25 protein-coding genes are annotated in these 20139 nt (G+C 49.3%); 8 read left to right on the top strand and 17 right to left on the bottom strand.

What is annotated here, in order from left to right; genetic code table 11:
- Nucleotides 1–177 precede the first annotated feature (177 nt).
- Nucleotides 178–660 (bottom strand): FecR domain-containing protein, encoded by a 483-nt coding sequence (locus ABTW62_RS03625; protein ID WP_430903223.1) that lies wholly within the window; start codon nt 658–660, stop codon nt 178–180.
- 554 nt (nt 661–1214) lie between these two features.
- Between ABTW62_RS03625 and ABTW62_RS03620 the strand changes: the two genes are divergently transcribed.
- The 4 genes from ABTW62_RS03620 to ABTW62_RS03605 all read left to right on the top strand — a co-directional run bounded on the left by ABTW62_RS03620 (nt 1215) and on the right by ABTW62_RS03605 (nt 4095).
- The gene (locus ABTW62_RS03620; protein ID WP_430903222.1) at nt 1215–2186 is read left to right on the top strand and encodes a CobW family GTP-binding protein; all 972 of its coding nucleotides are present in this window, start codon (nt 1215–1217) and stop codon (nt 2184–2186) included.
- A gap of 136 nt (nt 2187–2322) precedes the next feature.
- Nucleotides 2323–3045, top strand: a complete 723-nt coding sequence (gene nthB / locus ABTW62_RS03615; RefSeq protein ID WP_430903220.1) for a nitrile hydratase subunit beta — start codon at nt 2323–2325, stop codon at nt 3043–3045.
- Between the two features lie 52 nt (nt 3046–3097).
- Nucleotides 3098–3733, top strand: coding sequence for a nitrile hydratase subunit alpha (nthA, locus tag ABTW62_RS03610; RefSeq protein ID WP_430903219.1), 636 nt, complete (start codon nt 3098–3100; stop codon nt 3731–3733).
- 2 nt (nt 3734–3735) lie between these two features.
- A complete protein-coding gene (locus ABTW62_RS03605) occupies nt 3736–4095 on the top strand; it encodes a nitrile hydratase accessory protein (RefSeq protein ID WP_430903217.1) in 360 nt (119 codons plus the stop codon).
- Between the two features lie 68 nt (nt 4096–4163).
- Here ABTW62_RS03605 and ABTW62_RS03600 read toward each other — a convergent pair whose 3' ends face one another.
- From ABTW62_RS03600 to ABTW62_RS03590, 3 genes are all read right to left on the bottom strand, one after another.
- Nucleotides 4164–5288 (bottom strand): hypothetical protein, encoded by a 1125-nt coding sequence (locus tag ABTW62_RS03600; protein WP_430903216.1) that lies wholly within the window; start codon nt 5286–5288, stop codon nt 4164–4166.
- A gap of 268 nt (nt 5289–5556) precedes the next feature.
- Nucleotides 5557–5907: a small metal-binding protein SmbP gene (gene smbP / locus ABTW62_RS03595; protein WP_430903215.1), complete on the bottom strand. Its 351-nt coding sequence runs from the start codon at nt 5905–5907 to the stop codon at nt 5557–5559.
- 543 nt (nt 5908–6450) lie between these two features.
- Entirely contained in the window at nt 6451–6576 is a 126-nt protein-coding gene (locus ABTW62_RS03590; protein ID WP_430903214.1) for a hypothetical protein, read from the bottom strand.
- Nucleotides 6577–7167: 591 nt separating this feature from the next.
- On the opposite strand from ABTW62_RS03590, the gene ABTW62_RS03585 reads away from it, so the two are divergent.
- Together ABTW62_RS03585 and ABTW62_RS03580 are read left to right on the top strand one after the other, a co-directional pair.
- On the top strand, nt 7168–9423 hold the full coding sequence (locus ABTW62_RS03585) for a SulP family inorganic anion transporter (RefSeq protein WP_430903213.1): 2256 nt from the start codon (nt 7168–7170) through the stop codon (nt 9421–9423).
- 620 nt (nt 9424–10043) lie between these two features.
- On the top strand, nt 10044–10859 hold the full coding sequence (locus tag ABTW62_RS03580) for a hypothetical protein (protein WP_430903211.1): 816 nt from the start codon (nt 10044–10046) through the stop codon (nt 10857–10859).
- 321 nt (nt 10860–11180) lie between these two features.
- Here ABTW62_RS03580 and ABTW62_RS03575 read toward each other — a convergent pair whose 3' ends face one another.
- The 10 genes from ABTW62_RS03575 to ABTW62_RS03530 form a co-directional block, all read right to left on the bottom strand.
- A complete protein-coding gene (locus ABTW62_RS03575; RefSeq protein WP_430903210.1) occupies nt 11181–11420 on the bottom strand; it encodes a hypothetical protein in 240 nt (79 codons plus the stop codon).
- A 164-nt stretch (nt 11421–11584) separates the two neighbouring features.
- Entirely contained in the window at nt 11585–11848 is a 264-nt protein-coding gene (locus tag ABTW62_RS03570) for a type II toxin-antitoxin system RelE family toxin (RefSeq protein WP_430903209.1), read from the bottom strand.
- Complete coding sequence (locus ABTW62_RS03565; protein ID WP_146875068.1) at nt 11835–12068, bottom strand: CopG family transcriptional regulator; 234 nt, start codon at nt 12066–12068, stop codon at nt 11835–11837. Before ABTW62_RS03565 ends, ABTW62_RS03570 begins: the two co-directional genes overlap by 14 nt.
- A gap of 684 nt (nt 12069–12752) precedes the next feature.
- Entirely contained in the window at nt 12753–13187 is a 435-nt protein-coding gene (locus ABTW62_RS03560) for a HEPN domain-containing protein (protein ID WP_430903208.1), read from the bottom strand.
- Nucleotides 13184–13522, bottom strand: a complete 339-nt coding sequence (locus tag ABTW62_RS03555; RefSeq protein WP_430903207.1) for a nucleotidyltransferase domain-containing protein — start codon at nt 13520–13522, stop codon at nt 13184–13186. The genes ABTW62_RS03560 and ABTW62_RS03555 overlap by 4 nt, the downstream gene beginning before the upstream one ends.
- Nucleotides 13523–14106: 584 nt before the next feature.
- Entirely contained in the window at nt 14107–14346 is a 240-nt protein-coding gene (locus tag ABTW62_RS03550) for a hypothetical protein (RefSeq protein WP_430903206.1), read from the bottom strand.
- Nucleotides 14343–14750 (bottom strand): winged helix-turn-helix domain-containing protein, encoded by a 408-nt coding sequence (locus ABTW62_RS03545; protein WP_430903205.1) that lies wholly within the window; start codon nt 14748–14750, stop codon nt 14343–14345. The genes ABTW62_RS03550 and ABTW62_RS03545 overlap by 4 nt, the downstream gene beginning before the upstream one ends.
- 60 nt (nt 14751–14810) lie before the next feature.
- A complete protein-coding gene (locus ABTW62_RS03540; RefSeq protein WP_430903204.1) occupies nt 14811–15200 on the bottom strand; it encodes a hypothetical protein in 390 nt (129 codons plus the stop codon).
- A 44-nt stretch (nt 15201–15244) separates the two neighbouring features.
- A complete protein-coding gene (locus tag ABTW62_RS03535) occupies nt 15245–15619 on the bottom strand; it encodes a type II toxin-antitoxin system RelE/ParE family toxin (RefSeq protein WP_430903203.1) in 375 nt (124 codons plus the stop codon).
- Complete coding sequence (locus tag ABTW62_RS03530; RefSeq protein WP_430903202.1) at nt 15616–15855, bottom strand: addiction module protein; 240 nt, start codon at nt 15853–15855, stop codon at nt 15616–15618. Before ABTW62_RS03530 ends, ABTW62_RS03535 begins: the two co-directional genes overlap by 4 nt.
- 548 nt (nt 15856–16403) lie before the next feature.
- Between ABTW62_RS03530 and ABTW62_RS03525 the strand changes: the two genes are divergently transcribed.
- Together ABTW62_RS03525 and ABTW62_RS03520 are read left to right on the top strand one after the other, a co-directional pair.
- Nucleotides 16404–16541 (top strand): hypothetical protein, encoded by a 138-nt coding sequence (locus ABTW62_RS03525; protein WP_430903201.1) that lies wholly within the window; start codon nt 16404–16406, stop codon nt 16539–16541.
- Nucleotides 16534–17103 (top strand): group II intron maturase-specific domain-containing protein, encoded by a 570-nt coding sequence (locus ABTW62_RS03520; RefSeq protein ID WP_430903200.1) that lies wholly within the window; start codon nt 16534–16536, stop codon nt 17101–17103. Before ABTW62_RS03525 ends, ABTW62_RS03520 begins: the two co-directional genes overlap by 8 nt.
- Before the next feature lie 181 nt (nt 17104–17284).
- Here the strand turns inward: ABTW62_RS03520 and ABTW62_RS03515 are convergent, their stop codons facing one another.
- The 3 genes from ABTW62_RS03515 to ABTW62_RS03505 all read right to left on the bottom strand — a co-directional run bounded on the left by ABTW62_RS03515 (nt 17285) and on the right by ABTW62_RS03505 (nt 19831).
- Nucleotides 17285–17935, bottom strand: a complete 651-nt coding sequence (locus tag ABTW62_RS03515; RefSeq protein WP_430903199.1) for a hypothetical protein — start codon at nt 17933–17935, stop codon at nt 17285–17287.
- A 4-nt stretch (nt 17936–17939) separates the two neighbouring features.
- Entirely contained in the window at nt 17940–19235 is a 1296-nt protein-coding gene (locus ABTW62_RS03510; RefSeq protein WP_430903198.1) for an AAA family ATPase, read from the bottom strand.
- Nucleotides 19236–19591: 356 nt separating this feature from the next.
- Complete coding sequence (locus ABTW62_RS03505; RefSeq protein WP_430903197.1) at nt 19592–19831, bottom strand: hypothetical protein; 240 nt, start codon at nt 19829–19831, stop codon at nt 19592–19594.
- Nucleotides 19832–20139 lie beyond the last annotated feature (308 nt).

The raw sequence follows: 20139 nt of genomic DNA, 5'->3' as shown, positions 1-20139 counted from the left end.
AAAAATAATGCCCATGGTTGAAGCTGTCGCCATCCATATGTCTCGACGCTCATCGATCAGGAAAAAACTTCACACCCCAGAATCATCACGTGAATTCGGGCCAGGCAATGCTGGATGGAACTGCACAAATGGACACTGGCACTCAAAACGATGAAGATCTGATCGGATTCTACGCAATCACTGCCGAGAGCGCCAGGGCGCGATGTTTCGGTCAGCAATCAAGCGGTGCTTGCTGATGCCCGTATCATCAAAGTCGGCTTGTTCAGATGCATTGATTTGATAGACCCCGGATGAGACATGGATCTTGATATGTCCCTCCGCAACAGCGACATGGTGATGACCATCTTTGCGCATCTGGATACTGCAACGGGTGCCGAAGCCCTCGATAAGGGTACTGCCAACTTTAGCTTCAAGCGGATTCGCGGCATTTTTATCGATGTCAAAATAGACGTTGCCCTTGAACAACTCCACTTTCATGGGTTGATCTGCGTTGACAGCGATAGAACTGCCCGCATCCAGCGCCATATCGATACCAGGCGCTAGGACAGTAGCCAGCTGTTCTTCCGCCATCGTTTCATAAAACCGGATACTGTGCGGCTTGCCAAAATACCAGGTCATCAGACCCAGTATCACACCAATACCCATGATCGCGCTATGCATCAAAAAACGCCGCCACCTGAAAACAAACCGGTAGGGCTCTACGTGGGGGAATTTAGGTTCCTGCATTGTGTTTGGCCAAACTGTTAACAGAGTAATTCTAGGAGGCTGTCCGAGAATAGCGATCGTAGCGAGGGCGAGGCTGGTTGAGTTGGATTTCTCGATCATTTGAGGCGAATAGTCGTTCTATTTAACGAAAAAGATCGTAAAATCCGGCCAATCAGGCTCGTCCGCAGTAGATCAGTCTCTCGGACAGCCTTCTAGGATTATATACTGACAGCCAGAATTTTCTAGCATGCAATTTTATGGCCAGTTCAAAGGGTTAAGCGATGCAGCCAGATATCTTCCGCATGCCAGCCACAGCTGAGAAAGGCAATACCTCACAACGCTACTTTGATTTTTTGTTCAGAACTCTTGTCAAGTGCTTTTTTGCGATTAAACTGACTGTTGCAAATGCTCCAGTAGCATGAGTATGTGATTATCCAGCCGCACTATGTGGAGAACCGATGCTGTGATAGCGAACAAGTTGCAGTATTAAATTTCATAAAATTCTTTCTATGACGCCTTACACTACATCGCTAGTACCTGTGAGTGTTATTACCGGATTTTTAGGATCTGGCAAAACAACATTGCTCAATCATATACTTACATATGATCATGGCAAAAGAATTGCTGTCATCGTGAATGAGTTTGGAGAAATCGGTATCGATAGTCAGTTGGTCATTGACGCTGATGAAGAAATATTGGAAATGAACAATGGTTGTATATGTTGCAGTGTCAGAGGGGATTTAGTTCGTATCTTCGATAATTTGATGCAGAAGCAAGATAGGTTCGATCATATTGTGATCGAGACAACTGGCTTGGCAGACCCTGCGCCAGTTATTCAATCCTTCTTCGCTGACGAAGTGATGAGGACAAAAACCCAGCTTGATGCAGTGGTTACTGTAGTAGATTCAAAGCATATTTGGCAACATTGGGATAGCGACGAAGCAAAGGAACAGATTGCCTTTGCTGATGTGGTATTGCTAAACAAGACCGATTTGGTCTCCCCGGAAACTTTAGACGACCTGGAGCAGCGAATTCGGAGGATGGCTTCCTTTGCTAAGATCTATAGAACGCAGCATAGTGATATTCCAATGGATTCTATACTCGGGATCAAAGCATTTGATTTGAAGCAGGCGCTTCACATAGATCCCTCCTTGCTCAGTGAAGATGCCCATCAGCATGATGAATCGGTATTTTCTGTATCTATAGTTGAAACTGGGCGTGTCGATGGTGATAAATTCAATCGGTGGATTTACCAGCTCTTGCAGGATAAAGGAAAAGATATCTATCGCATGAAAGGTATCCTCGATATTGATTCGGAAAGCAGGCGCTTTGTTTTCCAGGGTGTGCATATGTTGTTGGACGGCAGGCCAGGACGTGTCTGGAAGAACGATGAGCCACGTCGAAACGAACTCGTCTTCATTGGCCGTCATTTATCTGAGAAGGCGCTCAAGGCGGGGTTCCGGTCCTGTCTTGCAAGCTAAGCCTGTTCAATTCTGACAGTGATTTCATCAGGTTAAGACCTTGTCAAATAATCTACTGCTGTGATGAAGGGATTCAAGTTTAAAAATTGAGTAGATAAATCAAAATCTTTTCTGCAGTTTTTATGGAGATCACGCGATGAAACTACAACATTACATTGGAGGACTTGAAAACCTTGAACCATCCAGTTTCGAGAAACGCGTGTTTGTTCAACCCTGGGAAAAACGTATTTTTGGAATCCACGTGGCCATGATGGCGCTGAGTAATCATTTGGATGCCGTGAAATCCGTTCCGACCAAATTCGACAGTTTTTGGACTTGGGGGCATCTGCGTAAGGGGGCGGAGGGAATGAATCCTTTTGATTACTTTAAATATCGATACTATGAAAAATGGTTGGGCGGTATTTCAGGATTCTTTCTGGAGTCAGGCTATATCTCTGCTGGAGAGCTGAATACCAGGACCGGGTTATACCTGACAGATATAAATGCTTCATTGCCAGAAGTGCAGAATTCAGCCATCGATGCACAGGTCGTTGAGTACTTGCGGACAGGGGATTCACCTGCTTGTCACACAGCTGTTCAGCCAAAATTCAAGGTAGGTGATATGGTTACGGTTAGAAACCCTCCTCCTGTCGATCACTGCAAGTTACCGGGATACCTGCGAACAAAAAAAGGGATCGTTGATGAAGTCTATGAAGGCGCTTACAACTACTACTTTCCAACGGGCGATGGGATAGGTGATCCGATGCCTATTTATAATGTCGTGTTCAACTCACATGATATTTGGGGTAATCTGACTGAGCCCAATACCAAGATATACGTCCAGGTTTTTGAAGCGTATCTTGAGGATCGCAACCAGTAGCTCAAATTACAAGCGACAATAGCAAAACAGTATTCTGAATGAGGCGCAAGGAATGGCTAATAGCATTGATCGAGAAGAATACAGTGCGGCACGCGTTAAGGCTTTAGAGTCCCTACTGATTGAAAAGGGAATCATTACGGCTCAGACAGTTGATAAAGTCATTGCGTTCTTCGAAAAGGACATGGGACCTTTCAATGGTGCAAAAATTGTCGCGAAAGCATGGGTAGATCCACAGTTCAAAGCACGCCTGCTTGCAGATACGCCTGCGGCAATCGCAGACATGCATTTTCCACGAGGCATGGCCGGCGCGGAAGGGGAGAATATGCGAGCTGTTGCCAATACTTCCCAAGTACATAACCTGATCGTTTGTACGATGTGTTCTTGTTATCCGTGGCCTGTATTAGGCTTGCCACCCTACTGGTTTAAAGACCCGACTTTCCGGGCAAGAGCGATTAGGGAACCCAGAAAAGTGCTCAAAGAGTTTGGCCTGGACATCCCTGAATCGGTTGAAGTTAAAGTCTGGGATACGAGTGCCCAGATTCGATGGTTTGTTCTACCTGAACGCCCGGAAGGCACTGAGGGATGGACGGAAACTCAGCTTGCCGCAATTGTTACGCCGGAATCCATGCAAGGTGCAGCAAAAGTAGTGGTGCCTGCTGAAACCAAAACACAGGGAGAATCTGAATAGCCATGCAAATCAAATTCGAGCAGTTTGCTGCAGCCAGTATGCTGGGGAGTGAAGATTCTCCACCTCGCGATAACGGGGAGATTCTATTTCAAAGACCCTGGGAAGGTCGTGCCTTTGGCATGGCAATTGCACTGTCCAAGCAGGGCTTCTACGAATGGGAAGACTTTCGGCAGGCATTAATCGCATCCATTGCTGAGTGGGAATCTGCTCACAGCAAGGATGATCCTGATTGGGATTATTATCTTCGCTGGCTTTCATCTCTCGAGAAATTAGTACTTGCTGCCAGCCTTGTCAGCGAGCAAGAACTGGAACAGAGAACCCGTCAGGTATTGTCCGATCGCAATCCTTGCAGGCAAGATTAAACCCAACATTCATGGTCACTATGCCTTTCTTCAAGCGTAATGGGAAGCTGGATTCGTTTTGCTGATCATTACGGTAACGATTGTCGTTGCGGCGGTTCACTTTGGAGAATTTCAAGAAACCTGGGCTCTGCCGTGACCCAGCCGACATGCTGAAATTCGCGATATAGACTCAACAGGGGCTCAATTACCTCAAGACGTGGTTCATTGCCTGAATAAGGACGGTTGAGTACGATGGAAAAATAACCGTCGGATCGATGGGGATTGCCACTGGTGTCCGCTGTTAAAAACCATATGGTGTAATTGATGCCATTGCCTTGACAAGGCACCCGCTCGGCAGAAAATAAGACTCGTTCGACAGCATCGAGCTTCAGATGGCAATGATGATCGTCAAAGGCTCCAATTTGCCAAGAATCATAATTGTCCTCGGCATAGTGATACAGACCGCCAAGCTTATCGGTCTTGAATTCAATCAGGGTGCGGTCGCGGTAGATGACGAGTGACGCGTCTCGAAGTAAAAGTGCTTGCTTCAAGAGGGGGACGCAAAGAGGCTCAGTTATTGGGTGCTGCCTACCGGCGGGGGAGGCAGAAGCAGGAGAGAGCGCCCGGATGATATCCGGCCAGTCCCCTGCGGCAATTCCAGTGTGTATTCGTAAAAACTCGAGTAATTCCAGGCCAAGGGCAGAGGTGAAAATCGATGAATCTATGTGGAATTTCACTAGGTCTGGGCGTTGCATCGCTTGTTGGCGAGCCAGTTCAAAATACTTCTGTATCTTGCCTGAGCACAGTTTTTCTTGTTCGTAAGGCTTGTTAAGCATAAAGGATATTATCCACTGGTTTGATTGCCTTCCCTGTGGATCTTTCGTCATGAGGCGCGCTTCGAATGAGGGTTTGAAGCCAAGGCATATGCTGGGTGTCACCGTATAAAGGATATGGGAAACTCGCCCGAAATCGATATGTAGATGGTGCGGCGCATTATTCAAGCGTAACTCACGCACGCCCGCAAAGCGATCTTCGTACCGGGCGGGCATTAAATACCCTTGGCCTTGGGGCATCAGTTCGGCAATCGCACCGTCATTCCAACGGCCACAGGCGATAGTGATATCGGTATTCTGTAACCACGACAGTGTAGCGTTATGAAAAAATTCCACACATTTGACAAATTCATCGTCGGCTTCACTCGTCCCGTTATTCATGAACGCCCTCTCGTGTCAGCTTAGAATCTTGAACGTGAGCCCGATTTCCCTGGCGCTTGATAAATGTCAGAATACTGACAAAGCTGGAAATTCTCACAGCAACGACAAAGCGAGTTTGCAATGCGCCGATTGATGCTCAGCGACATATATCAGAATCGGGCGCAACCAAAGGAATATGCACTTGCTTCACCTCCTCATTCAAGACCTGACCCCTTACTCATTTTGAACAACCCCCAGAGAATGCCGGGGGCTGTTGCTTTTAACATGATTAATGCATCTTTCTGACACCAGATTCGCGCAAGTGCTTCATTGCTTTTCTGGCATGTTGCGTTGCCACATCGGCATGATCCATTTTTGCATGTTCGATAGCTTCTTCTAACTGCATGATAGCCTTTTTCATATGTGCATCACCATCCTCTTGCATTGCATCTCTGGCGTGTTTCAAGCTATCTTCCGCATGCATGAGCAATTCGCTGGCATGACCCATTTCTCCATGTTTCACGGCTTCTTCAGCATGCGCTAATGCCTCCAACCTATGTTCAGTATCCGCTGCAAAGCTATTCGCAGTAAAGATGAAAGCCATCATTCCAATTGCGATAATAGACGCTAAGGTTTTCATAAATCTACCTCCTTGTTTTGCTTAAGATTGGTAATGCCAAAAAAGACTTGGCAAACATCGCGCTATCCAAATTCACTAAACTGCCAAGAGTAGTGTTAGCTTATCTGATCTAAGCCCAAGCGAAATAACGCGCATTCTTTTATAACATAAATTAGAGGTAACCACTTGCCCCTCCAAGAATAATTAAAAAAATACTTGACAAATTTCTGGGCAAGAAAAATCTGATTTTGTTCAGTTCCGCCAAATCCCTGCGGCACACACCTTGGATTTAGGAATAAGCCGTTTCCAATGCAATTGGATCATTTAGTCTGACAGAAGATAAACCGGTGGCTCGCCGATCGGCAGGTCACCGTTGGTGTTTTCCGTTGCCGCCTGGTTTCCCGGCAGTACCACAATACCCCGGTCATGCATCGGTTCGACCCTACTCCTCGCAGAACCGGATTTGGAGTGATGCGCCATCCGAACCCCGACTTGAGCCTTCCACATCGGCACGGGAGAAAGGTCATCGAAGATACGCTCCGTTCTGCGTGCTGGACCCCTGCCTTATCCCATCCACTCCGGGCACCAACTGGCGAGCAGCCCCACCAGGTCGAACAGCTGCCACATCAAGCCAGCAAACCGCAGCTGCCGCTCGACACGCGCCTTCTCTGCCCCCCCTTTGTGAAACACAAGAAACAGAGGCAGATGGCAAACAAAGAATATAGACGCTTGTTTTTCTTTCCTTATTTTCTTGGCTCTCAACCTGCCCCATACCTGCCACCTGCAATCCCAGAGGCTTTATGCACTGCGCGATGGATGAATCAAGCCTCATCATTGCAAGCGAAACGCCCTGTGCAGAGCCGCATGCAGGATGTTGTGGCGTCCGAGGATTAGAGACCCTTGGTTGCCCGGTTGCACAATGATTATCAATGACTTGCGCGAAGCAAGCCGGCCACCCTCAGGTCTTCATCGATTTCCGGGCAATGAAACACCCTCTCGCCCTCGCTACGATCGCTATTCTCGGACAGCCTCCTAGCGGGATAATTATTGTTTTCCCATCGACCAAAGGCACGACCATGTCGTTATCCGTGAACTCGACATTTGCTGCTAAAGCATGTGTTTCAACGGCCAATGTGCCCATTTCAGGCCCCCAAAAATTAAGCACGGAAACAGTTTGATACTATATGATTATAGTCCTGCCCAGCTATCTGTGCGCCTACGATTCTGTAGCGAAATTTACCGATATTAGTAAACGTTGTATCTCGTGGATGGATAAAAATAATGAATACCTTAGAGAGCAAACCAAGTAACGGAATCAAGGGCTTGAAGCACTGGCGCTATGATCTTGGCGCCGGTATGCAAGTAGCATTGGTGTCATTGCCACTATCCCTTGGCATTGCCATCGCATCTGGTGCTCCACCAGTGTCCGGCGTGATCTCTGCCATCATTGCTGGACTGGTATTTCCGTTCCTGGGAGGCGCCTATGTAACCATCAGCGGGCCGGCAGCGGGTCTTGCTCCCGCCTTGCTTTCAGGCATGCTGCTTCTAGGCAATGGCGACCTTGCAGCAGGCTACCCACTATTGCTGGTGGCTATCTGTTTGACTGGCCTGGCGCAGATTCTACTGGCGTTCATGAATGCTGGACGCTTCGCCATCTTTTTGCCAGTAACGGTTGTTGAAGCGATGCTTGCGGCGATCGGCATCATGATCATCCTCAAACAGATCCCCCCTTTGCTAGGCGATCTTTCGCCGGTCGCTCCGACCACGCTGGACTCCATCACCACACTACCGGAAACCCTGACCCACATCCAGCCAGCCGTATTCCTCATCGGCAGTCTTTGCCTGCTCCTGATGTTTCTTCTCAACGCAACCCGCCGAACCTGGCTGCGACGCATTCCACCGCCCTTATTCGTAGCCATGCTGGGCCTTGTTCTTGCCCTTGTATTGGGATTGGATGCCTCCTATCTGATCGCGATGCCAGATAACCTCCTGGAAGGTGGCATCACCCCTCCGGCCTTTGGAGAGCTGCTCACCCGGTCTGATCTATGGATCAGCATGCTGACAGTTGTCATCACCCTGACCCTGATCGATGGCATCGAATCCCTGGCTACGATCGCCGCCGTGGACAAGATCGACCCCTATCAGCGCAAATCAGACCCCAACGTCACGCTGCGTGCGATGGGCGTATCCAATGTAGCTTCTAGTCTGGCCGGCGGCTTGACAATCATTCCAGGCGGTGTAAAAAGCCGAGCCAATATCGATGCAGGTGGACGTACACTTTGGGCTAATTTTTACAACGCCGCGTTTTTGATCGTGTTCCTGCTGCTCGCCACCGATCTGATCGCCATGATTCCCTTGACAGCAATTGCTGCTATTTTGATCTATGTCGGTTGGCGATTGTGCGAGTACCGGGTCTTCAGTAAGACCTATGCCATTGGACGCGATCAAATATTGATCTTTCTATTAACGGTGGCTGCCATTCTGATGACGGGCCTGCTTTGGGGAATTCTGATCGGTATGGCAGTTGAAATTTTGATGCTGGCGTACCTTCTGACACCTTCATTCCGTACGGTCCTGACTGGGCGATTAACCTTTGTCCAAGCGTTGGAATTAATCTGGCGCAATCTGGCGAGCCTGTTTCGAAATCCGGTGATCAAAGTCCATTCCAGTACGCGTGACGGACGCCAACACTACGAGATCTCCCTGGGATCGCTGGTGTGCTTCAATCTGCTGCCCTTGGATAAACTGTTGCAAAATATTCAGAATGATGCCTCGCTATCTCTCATCGTCACAGAGTCGGGACGGATCGTGGATCACACAGCCATGGATTATCTGCACCAATTACAGGAAGAATGCCTGCGATCTGGCCGCCCCTTCCATTTGCTGGGCCTCGAACAGTACTATCAATTTACCCAGCATTCCCTATCTGCACGCATGCACGATGCAGCGCTGGTCCGGCGCGAGGCGAGGCTCTCGACACGAGCAGAGAAGATGGAAGCCTTTGCAAAAAGGCATGGCATGACATTCAATCCCGCCACTCTGGCAGTATTAGATGTGCATGGTTTTATCTACCTGCGACGCGGGGACCGGAAGCAGGAAAGTAACGTGATGACCGCAACCTACCATGGTTACGGGATCAAAGTGTTTGATTATAGCCATACCGCTGCACCGGATTACTACGTCGAGCATCGCCATACCCTGGTGATCGTTACACTCCCGGACGACATCCCGGCTATTCCGGATCTGGTACTGGCTCCCGGGCATTACCTGAAACGTTACTTGGTAGATTATCAGGAGCACGCTCCCTCCGTACAAATCGATCATCCGGATGGATATCGAGTTTACACACGAAATAACGATGGTCTAGCGTTGGCAGCAGCAGACAAGCTACTCACCTTCGTCAAACGCTATCCAGGTGTCTACGTCGAAGCACGCAGCAATGCGCTGCTGGTATTCCGTCCTAACCGAGACATTGAAAACACACAAGGAATCGAGGAATTACTGGAAATCACCGACACGATACCCACAACCGCATAATCACCAACCCGATATTGACGTGACCCGGAGCACGGCAAGCCTCGGCCTTGAGGTTAGGGAAGAAGATAGCGTGCGGCGCGGGAGCCTCCTTACAGGGGGGCTCTCAAAGCGCCACTATACTGGCTGAGTTCTTTGAACCCATGGGGCGCTGGACGGGCCAAAAGTAACGCCTGTCAGATACGAGAATGTGAAGCCTGGGGAGCATAGGTTCGCCACCGCAGAAGCTCCCTCACGGAACTTGGCCGAAAAAACCAAGCCAGATCAATGCAATCAACGTAATCAATGGGGTCGGACACGGTTGGTTCTGCATTTTTCGGGCCTTGCCCGCATCCGAGTTGAACTGTCATGCGATTTGCAGCAGGGTATTGACAAGATCTCTGCCAGCAGTTGGAGGAGGAAGGGGCTTACCGTCTTGGTGATAAAGCCCAATGGTCTCCTCGACAATATGACACAGCTCCGCAAAAACCTCCTTTTCATCAGGCCCGTGACATCCACCAAAAAACAGGCCGGGCGCACGGTCTGCGGGGCCTTTGTGCTGATATTTTGATATGATTGCATGCCAACCAAATTTTGGTCATCGGAAATGCAGTAAGATTGGCGTTAACCTACCAGGATATTCAATGACCTACAAAATTTCGATTATCGGTACTGTTCTGTCGTTGCTGGCTCTGTCTGCCTGTGGACCAGGCGGTGTGCGCAAAATCGTGCAGCTAGAGCCCACTGGGCGCCAGCAGCTTTATGTCAGGGAGGCGACACAGCCACTAGGGATATTGTGCGGAGTGAATACATCCGGTCTTGCACCTCCCGTTTTCCAGGATCTGTCCCCCGATGCCGTCATTGTCGGATATGAAAGTGCATCCCAACCGGATGGTGAGCGCCCCCGCTGCCGCAGCAACGTGGCAATCGATCATCATGGCTGGCTGGTTTTTGGACTGGCACCAATCCGCGAGCAAGCACCCAGTCAGCTGGTGGGTGCCTTTGTCAGCGGTGCAACCAGACCATATGGGCAGACAATCAATTGCCCTGTGCCACAATCAGGCGATCATGGACGGTTCGTTGTCGGAATGTCGCTTAATGGTGGAGCCCTCACTGGAACGTGGCCGGCCGATTCGGCAAGTGATACAGCACATGCCGCGATACCGGCACGTCCGATCATTGTCGACGACCGAACGATCAGCTTTCGCGAATCGACGACAGCTGGCGCACGCGACTATCTCTGGAGAACCAGCGGATTGCCTTTTGCCCTCACGACCGAGGATGTAGCGCATGTGGCCTCTGCCATTGAGGGTCGTTTTGACACGACGCGCCGCTTTGGAGATTTTATTCCGATATTCTTCATCGGAGCGGAGAACCCCAGTGTGGATACGCGACGCCAATGTCTTCTGCAACTGCACGACATTCGCCTGAATCTGATTTTTGAAACCCCACGCGACTGACAAGAATTTTAATACTTTGTTGGCAACCACCTCTTACTATACCGGGCCGTTCTTAACCAAAAAGTTGCTGAAGGCCCCGATCAGGCCGCTATGGGTGCGACCAATATCCGGCACTGTCGGCGCACCCGACGCCAGCAAACACGACGGGGGCAGGTCCAGAAGAGCGAATCAAGGATGCTGAACAAAAAGGAGTGCGATCTTTTTTCCGGCCCAGAATGTCCTATCTGGCGATACTACGGCACTCGACCCACAATCAATCAGCAGGGCCAGACATGGTTGATTGTTCATTTTGCAGGCATTTCCCACGTCCAAGTCGAATCATTATGCGATTTGTTGCAGGGTATTGGCAAGATCTCTGCCAGCAGTTGGAGGAGGAAGAGGCTTACTGTCTTGGTGATAAAGCTCAATAGTCTCATCGACAATCCGGCACAGCTCTGCGAAAACCTCCTTTTCATTCGGCCCATGGCATCCACCAAAAAGCAGGCCGGGCGCGCTGCCCACAAAGCACTGATCTTCTTCAGACCATTCCACAATCTTGGCGTAAAGCACGCTTTCGTTCATTGTCTCAATATTACGTGGGATAGATTATTCAAGACTTGACCCCGTGCTTGCTTGCCGATTCGAAATCAGATACCCATGTATCAATCATTTGGCTACCTTCTCCAATGGTGCCCAACGCCAGCCATCGATTGCGCGACGACAGGAGCGTCAACTGCATGGCCTGGTCAGCTGCGCTTGTAGACATGTTTTCGGTGACCAACCTTCACAACCGTCACGACAAGAAGCTCATCTGCCACTTCATAAATGATTCGGTATACACCTTGTCGGATCCGGTAACGCTCTTGCCCTGAAAGCTTTTCACTACCAACTGGACGAGGATTCTCCTGCAGCGCCTGCATGCGCTGAAGAAGATGGGCAACATCTTTGTTTGGGATTGGCCGAAAATCCTTTGAGACGGATTTTTTGAAGACAAGCTTATAACTTGCCATGCGCCTTCAGATCGTCCAGCAAGGCCTCATAGCTCATCGTCGGCTCGGAAACCCGTTCCTCGAACGCAGCCAGATCTTCCTGATCCTCAGCCAGCGCCGCACGAACAGCATCGTTGACAATATCTGATAGGGAACGGTGTGTATGGGCGGCCTTAAGCCGAAGCGCAGCGTGCAATTGAGGGTCGAAATAAACTGTAGAACGCTTCGATGTCTCGCTCATGGCATTCTCCAAATAACGTGCTGGTACGCATTATAGCGTCATGACATCAAAACGTCAATTCTCGCCCAGCTAACGATTGAGCTAAGCGGCGACTTTGGAGCGCAGCGGAAAAGCCGTCCGGCGGAGGCCCGCCAGGGCCGGAGCGAATTTTAGCGACTTGCAATTGACTCCGAATAGTGCCTCATATACTTCCATGACCGATTCGCAAGCGTCGAAGTGTCCCTTGTTTATTGTCCGAATATTCGGACGGCTGGCTTTGAAGCCTTCTTTATTACCCTTTGTATGACGGGCAACTGGCATGTTGGAGATATCCGGTAGCGGCCCACCATCTCGACTACCAAAGTACAGAAAAGGGCCAAGCTGGAGAGTGTCCGCATCGAAGTAGGCCCAAACAGCACAGCCTGCCGGTTTTTCAGCCAGTTTTCTGTGGACCTTCTGTCGTGATGTTCTACTCCCTACACGAACACGACGCGAACACGACGGGGTCAGGTCCAGAACAGCGAATAAGAAATTCCAAACAAAAAGTAGTGCGACCTTTGTTCCTTCCAGAATGTCCTATCTGGCGATACTACGGTACTCTACCCACAATCAATCAGCAGGGTCAGACATGGTTGATTGTTCACATGGTTGATTGTTCATTTTGCAGGCATTTCCCACGTCCAAGTCGAACCGTTATGCGATTTGTCATGGTGTCATCCCATAGTCGTTGTCGTCAGACTCTACCGGCATAAACTCGGCCCGCATGGTGGCGACGAAGGTTTCAGCCTGTTCCACTATCTCCTGCGCATCGGCAGGCTCGACGGAATCTCCTTTGTAGTCGGCCACCAGCCGGATTTCGTGCGCCCGGTTCAGGAGGCGTCCCACCTCTTTCGATACCGGGCCGTTCTTAACCAAAAAGTTGCTGAAGGCCCCGATCAGGCCGCTATGGGTGCGACCAATATCCGGCACTACCGGCGCACCCGACGCCAGTAGTGCGGCGCGGGCGGCGTCGAACATGGCGTAGTAGGCACGGTTGGCTGCGCCATCCACGTCACCAAGATCGAGCAAGGCTCGGGCGGACGAACAAGCCGTGTCAGCCTTCGCCATCAAAGCGTCTGGTGTCATTTGTCGATTGCTCACAGTCGAACTCCCTCCCGGTTGATGTTGCGTAGCAAGGTGGGGTTCGCGTAGTTCTCCGGGTGCTCCCATTCGTCAAGCCAGATCGGAAGCGGCGAGATGAGGATGCCAGTTTCGAGCAGCACATCAAAAGCGACATCGGCCATATCCAGCTTGGCAATCAGGAAGCGTTGAGGCTCGCCGCGCAAGAGTACAGCAACATCCGCATCGCTGTCCGGGCGGTGCGTGCCACGCGCACGGCTGCCATAGACAATGGCCCCCGCTATGTCGTAGCGATTGGCGATCAAGGTGAGGAAGCGACGGACTGCTTCCTCTGTGTCATGGTCGATGCGATTCATACGAACCCCACAATGAAATCCGGATTTCCTGAATGAGTGACTCCAAGCGGCTAATTTGCCCGCATGGCGCTCTATCTTTGATCAATTGTCAATCACCCACACCCTTTCCCTAATAACCAATACCTTAAAGCAGTTATGCACAGAACCATTCAAGTTTTTAGGGGATAAGTCAGCGGATGCAGACGCCCTGACGTAAAACATAACCAGCCCTAAAGATTTCACAAAAAAATAATTTCAGTTTGCCCTGACAGGATTGGTTTGATCAAAATTTTGTAAGTATCCAAGGTCCAGATGAGGCGCTGGTTTATTCAGTTTTTGTGCCATCTGGATTGGCTCAATACTGCCCAGATAGTACCAGTCCTTGATCACATGATACTGTTCCAGCTCAGTGTGATTTTCCCGAACACGACAGGGTTAGATCCAGAAGAGCGAATCAAGGATTCTGAACAAAAAAGAGTGTGACCTTTTTTCCGGTCCAGAATGTCCTATCTGGCGATACTACGGCACTCTACCCACAATCTCAGCAGGGTCAGACACGGTTGATTGTTCATTTTGCAGGCATTTCCCGCGTCCAAGTCGAACCATTATGCGATTTGTTGCAGGGTATTGGCAAGATCTCTGCTGGACGTTCGGGGAAGAAGAGGCTTACTGTCTTGGTGATAAAGCTCAATAGTCTCATCGACAATCTGGCACAGCTCTGCGAAAACCTCTTTTTCATCAGGCCCGTGACATCCACCAAAAAGCAGGCCGGGCGCGCTGCCCACAAAGCACTGATCTTCTTCCGACCATTCCACAATCTTGGCGTTAAGCACGCTTTCGTTCATTGTCTCAATATTGCGTGGGATAGATTATTCAAGACTTGACCCCGCGCTTGCACGTTTAGGCTTAAGTAAGTGCCATTCAGACCTGACCCCGTATTTTCGGCCTGGAGGGTCTCAAGCGAAATGCTCTCAGGGGTTGCAACTTTTCCCTTCTCCGTGATTTGCACGTAACCGCGCTGGGGATAGTGAACCAGCCCACCTTTCTTTAGGTATGACTTTCCCCAAGCAATCCGATTCTCAATGAGACGCTCTCCACTCTTGATAGTCTGATCGAGTAGCTCTTGAGGCCGCTTTGAATAAAATTTTTCTTCTACCCTGCGAATCAATTCTCTACCCGAGATAGCTTCCTCATTTTTCAGCACATCGAGAATTGGCAAGAAGGTTTCGTTGAATTTTGGCAGATCCATATAGTTCTCGACGTTCCACTGCTGATTGAGTTTAGTTCAATGCTCAAAACAGCGGCGCATTTATGCGCCCGACTGCTTTTGCTGGTTATGTTTTGTTGTTTCGCTATTGAACTTTGGCAAATGCTCGTAAATCAGAACTTGTTCTAGGGCTTTGATTATTGAAATATGTTCAGGTACCAACAGCACGGCGATTAGGTACCTTTGCCTGATGTATGTAGCCGAACAATCGGGCACATCATCGACAAGCTCCTTTTCAAGCTTAAGTCGAAACACACTTTTCTTGTATTTTGGTTGAAGGTGCTGGTTACGTAACCTTTGATAAAGTCCCTTGCTTCCCGTAGCCGAGCCTATGTAGTCAATACACCCTGTGAGTTTATTCTTGAATAGATATAACCCCCATTCTTTGGGCAACAATGCGCCGGGATCGCCAGCAGGATCTATCCAGTCCAAGTCGGATACCTTGTCAGCATATTTTGTCAGTATCAAAATTGACTTCATCTTTGAGAAACATAACGTTGAGCTTGATGGGGCGCAGAGCCGGCTTGCCAGCGGAGCGTCCCTCTCGAAGGATTATGTGCGTGCCAATTCTTACCATTTTTCTGGTGTTGTTTGGGATGGAACACAGCAAGAATAAGTATGAATTCATTTTCATCGCGGTAGAGCAGACCGTGTGGAAAAGTTTCAAGAGGCCAGCGCCGAACTTCATGCTCAATAATCTGTATTGCTAATGGATCACTTGAGACCGCTTTGGTGGCAAACTCAACTGCAGTTTGAAACCTCTGGGCAAGTTCAGGGCTAATTTTGCGATAATAACCTTTTTCCCGCCGAATATCCTCAAGGGCGGATTGGAGAAAGCGAACAGGCTTCAACGCTCATCAGCCCTAAGGTCCGAAAATGCCTCTTCAGCTGGAATTGCTTGTTCTTCACTTCGAAGGTAGGCTTGGTACCGACAATTCGCCTCTTTCAACCAAGCATGCTCTACTTGACGAGGATCTGAAATCGGCCGCTCTTCAATGCTATCTAAAAGGTGCATTACCAAGCAAGTTCTATCTTCTTTCGGAAGAGAAAGCGCTTCATTTTCAATATCTTCTGCGGATATAGCCATAATTCCCTCACAAAATAAACACTTGCCTACACTCTACTACGCTATGGGAAATAATTGAAGCACATAACGCCCCTGTTCTGGCGCGAAAGTATGTTGGCGTGGCTTTTGCGCTTTTTGCAAAAGGCATGACGACATACTTTTGTCGCTCAGGAACTGTTTGTGTACGCCCAGCATGGGCGTGAACTAATGAGGTGAAAGTCCTCTGTAGGAAGGTCACCATTCTTAGCGGCTTATGCCGTTATTAGATGCCAACTACTAGCGAATGGCAAGGACCAACCCATGAGGGGCGGTCTGAAGGAAGTCTAACGCAAAACTGCGAGCCGATGAACAAGTACATCATATGAGGCGCGTAGGCTGGAGGCGAGATGGCACAAGACATCGAAGCCAGGTGATCTAACGGCCACCGTAAATGATGCGGCAGTGCAGAGACAGTGCATGCTCTTATCTGGGGAGATCTGCTTAACAAGCGATCGGCAGATAACCAGTGATGCCCTGGTATACAAGTGCCTTGGCTCCCTTGGCCCCATTACCAAGGGAGAGCGAACCAGATGGAAACCGATAGCGCTTTGCCGGGTAACTTGGTCGAGTTATCCGGGGTGATGGACAACCAGCGCTATATAGAGAGTCGGGAAGGTGTACCCCAAGGGCGGGCCATTATCGCCGCTACTGGCAAACATCATGCTTGATCCTCTGGATAAAGAACTTGAACGGCGTGGACACAAGTTCGCCCGGTACGCGGACGACTTTACTATTATCGTAAAAAGCCAACGCGCCGGAGAACGAGTGCTGCGCAGCATCAGCAGATACCTGCAAGAACGTTTGAAACTGGTGGTGAACACAACCAAAAGCCACGTGGTTAAAACCAGTGAATGCCAATTTCTGGGATTTACCTTTCAGGGAGGACGCATTCAATGGCATCCGAAAACGCTACACAAATTCAAGCAACAAGTGCGGCGCTTAACCAACCGCAACTGGGGTGTGTCGATGAGATATCAGCTTTTCAAGATCAGCCAATATTTACGCGGCTGGATAAATTACTTTGGAATCGCCAGCGGCTATCAGCGCTGCGTCGAACTGGATCACTGGATCCGGCGCAGAGTACGTATGGCCTATTGGCGTCAGTGGCAAAGGCCACGCACCAAGGTAAGAAACCTGATGAAGCTCGCGGCGTACACGTCAGAGCAGCGGTGGCATGCGGCATCACCAGCGAGCAATGGGGTCAGGTCGCGAACGACAAACAAAAAGTGAATACCGCAAAGCGGAGCCCGCCTCAAAATCAAGTATCCTTGTTCTTTCGAACAATAACCCCTATCGCCGTGTTGCGATCTTATGCGAAACCAAGTGGTCCTGATATAGAATACAGTATAAACTTATTATCCTTTATTATCGACCTGACCCTATTGTGTTCTGTATTGCCAAAGCAACCCCATCAGGCCGTTACTCCAGCGAGTTCGAGCAGCTTTTGTCGAAAATACGCAAAGCTTGGAGACGAGTTATTGGTTACATCCATGTGAAGACTGATCTTTTCAGCCCATTTAGACTTCTCTGCGCCGACAGCCTGCCACCCTTTGGCGGAAAGTGCGGTTGATCCGCCGTTGTAAATCGCATCTGCCAAGCGTTCCCATGTACCACAAATGGAGTCATTTACGTATGCATTTAGAACAGCGTCTTTTGCTCTTGGATAAGCGGCTTTGACTGCTGGGATGTCACCAAGAAACCACGCTTCCCCTTCCTCAATGGCAACACAAAACCGGGTCTCTGGTTTGGTAATGCAGGCATCCAGAATATTGAAAAGCTCTTGGCGAAAAGCTTTGAGGCACTTGTCATCAAGATCACAGACCACAAAAACAACGGAAGGGAAATTCTGCCAAGAATTACCGTAGCCCTTCAAAAGCCTTGGTAAGTTATCGAGCAAAATGCGCTTGCTTGCATCTACGCCAGAATTCATTTTTTGAGGAATACGACCGATTCCCCTATAAGCAATGACTTTAAACGTATGTTCATCACCGATAATCTCAGGAACAAGAATATCGAGCGCTTTCTTGCCGGATTGATCTTCAACGAGTATCTCAAAATGCATCGGATTACCTCGCATCCAGATAATCGCTGTACCAAAGCCCACCCAAAGGTAATCCCTCAGCAACCATGTTCTTTACTAACGCGTCATCGCTTGCCCTACGGATAACCGAATAACCATCCGAACCCTTTTCCAGAATCCAGACCTCGGCAGGCTCCAGGGCATCGACCAGATAGGGCTGATGAGTCGTGATGAAAACCTGAGATCCGCCTTTGCGACCTGTCGCGTGTTCACGGAATTCCATCGCCAAGGATTCGAGAAGTTTATGGTACAAACCGTTTTCCGGCTCTTCGATACATAAAAACGGTGGCGGGGTCGGATCTTCGAGCAACAGGAGATACGCGAAGACCTTTAATGTCCCATCAGACATTTGTTGCGAATAAAATGGATCTTGAAAACCTTTGTCATTAAACCGCAGTAGCAAACGGCCATCGTTTGTCTTTTCTGTATCAATCTTGTTAATCCCGGGGATTTTTTCCGCAATCCGGTTCAAAATAGCCTGGAAACGCTTTGGATGTTCCCGCTCCATAAATTGCACAACATTCCCAAGATTGTCTCCATGGATGTTGAGATGTTTCTGAGGCCCAGCGAGAGGCAGACTTCTGGCTGCGTCTGGTGTGAAATAGCTGAGGTACCAGCCTTCTATAAACTTGCGGAACGCGGAAATCCGCGGATGCTGTTTCAATGAACCCAGTGTAGCAATTCCAAGCTTACGCATGTCCTCAAGCTCAACGACATCGGTTTCCCTGGACTCTTCTTCTTTTGCCTCACCTGATTTGATAGACTCCATCAAACTGAGCAGGTCAAACTCTCCCTTTTCTTCTTCGATCTGACGGCCTTCTTGATCGCCTTTCCAAACAATACCTTTTCCACTGTTCAACACAAGAAACGAGAAGGGCCATCCGTGCTTCTGGCCTTTGCGCCTCTGTCTAAGGCGTTCTTTCAGCACATATGGACGACCTGATTTATCTACATCAATGGAAATTTCATAGGTGATGGGCCGGGCATTCCCATCTTCCTTGTAGTAGACCTCAAATTCAATTGGCCCTTTTTGACCTTGCGCCCGGATACGCTCAAATCCTCCCCTGCCGCGAGAGTCGCACGCCTCTTCTACGCCCGACTTCAAGGCATCTGCAAGGAATCCGAAGGCATCAAACAGCGTACTCTTCCCCACACCGTTCTTGCCAATCACAGCCGTCATCGGCGTGAGCGGCTCTGCTTGTTGTTGACTCCAGAGACGGCCCAGTGTGACATCTTTTAACGCCCTAAAATTCTTTATTCGAAAACCTTCTATTTTTGCCATTATTCGCCTCCCTCTTGAGACACGGAGGATGGGTGAAAGGGGGACGACGTGGAGTTTAACGAATAATCCATTTTCCGCTCTCCTTTATTATGTTGACCCGTTGACCAGTGATGTTGTCGTATTGCTGGTCGAGGTCGTTTGATGTTGCCGAGTCGAGATAGCCACAATGAACCGCGGCATAGGGATCCTGTCCAGAACAGCGAATAAGAAATTCCAAACAAAAAGGAGTGCGACCTTTGTTCCTTCCAGAATGTCCTATCTGGCGATACTACGGTACTCTACCCACAATCAATCAGCAGGGTCAGACATGGTTGATTGTTCATTTTGCAGGCATCTCCCGCGTCCAAGTCGAACCGTTATGCGATTTGTTGCAGGGTATTGGCAAGATCTCTGCCAGCAGTTGGAGGAGGAAGGGGCTTGCCGTCTTGGTGATAAAGCTCAATGGTCTCATCGACAATCTGGCACAGCTCTGCGAAAACCTCCTTTTCATCAGCTCCATGACATCCACCAAAAAGCAGACCGGGTGCGCTGCCCACAAAGCACTGATCTTCTTCAGACCATTCCACAATCTTGGCGTAAAGCGTACTTTCTTTCATATCTCAGCCTCCTTGACCGCCTTTTCTACGGCCCGTATCTGGTATTTCTTAGCATCTTCTCCGAGTTTGCCAGAAATCGTCACCGGCCTTGATTAACTCCCTGATTTTTGGTGGCACATCCCCTCCCAGGCTCCCTCATTCAATCGCATGACTAGAATCATGCGCTCGAAACAACGCAATATATCACGTCAAAAATGAAATCGATCCCGGCAATACCCATACTCACTCTTTATATTTTGTGGAAATAGGCTGATTTAGTTTTTATTGTAACGATCCATGTCAAATCCACAAACAAATATTATGAACGC

It is taken from the genome of Nitrosomonas sp. ANs5 (assembly GCF_050584665.1).
In the GTDB taxonomy this organism is placed as follows: Bacteria; Pseudomonadota; Gammaproteobacteria; order Burkholderiales; family Nitrosomonadaceae; genus Nitrosomonas.
Note: the sequence above shows the minus strand (reverse complement) of the source record. Positions and strands in the feature narration are given on the sequence as shown.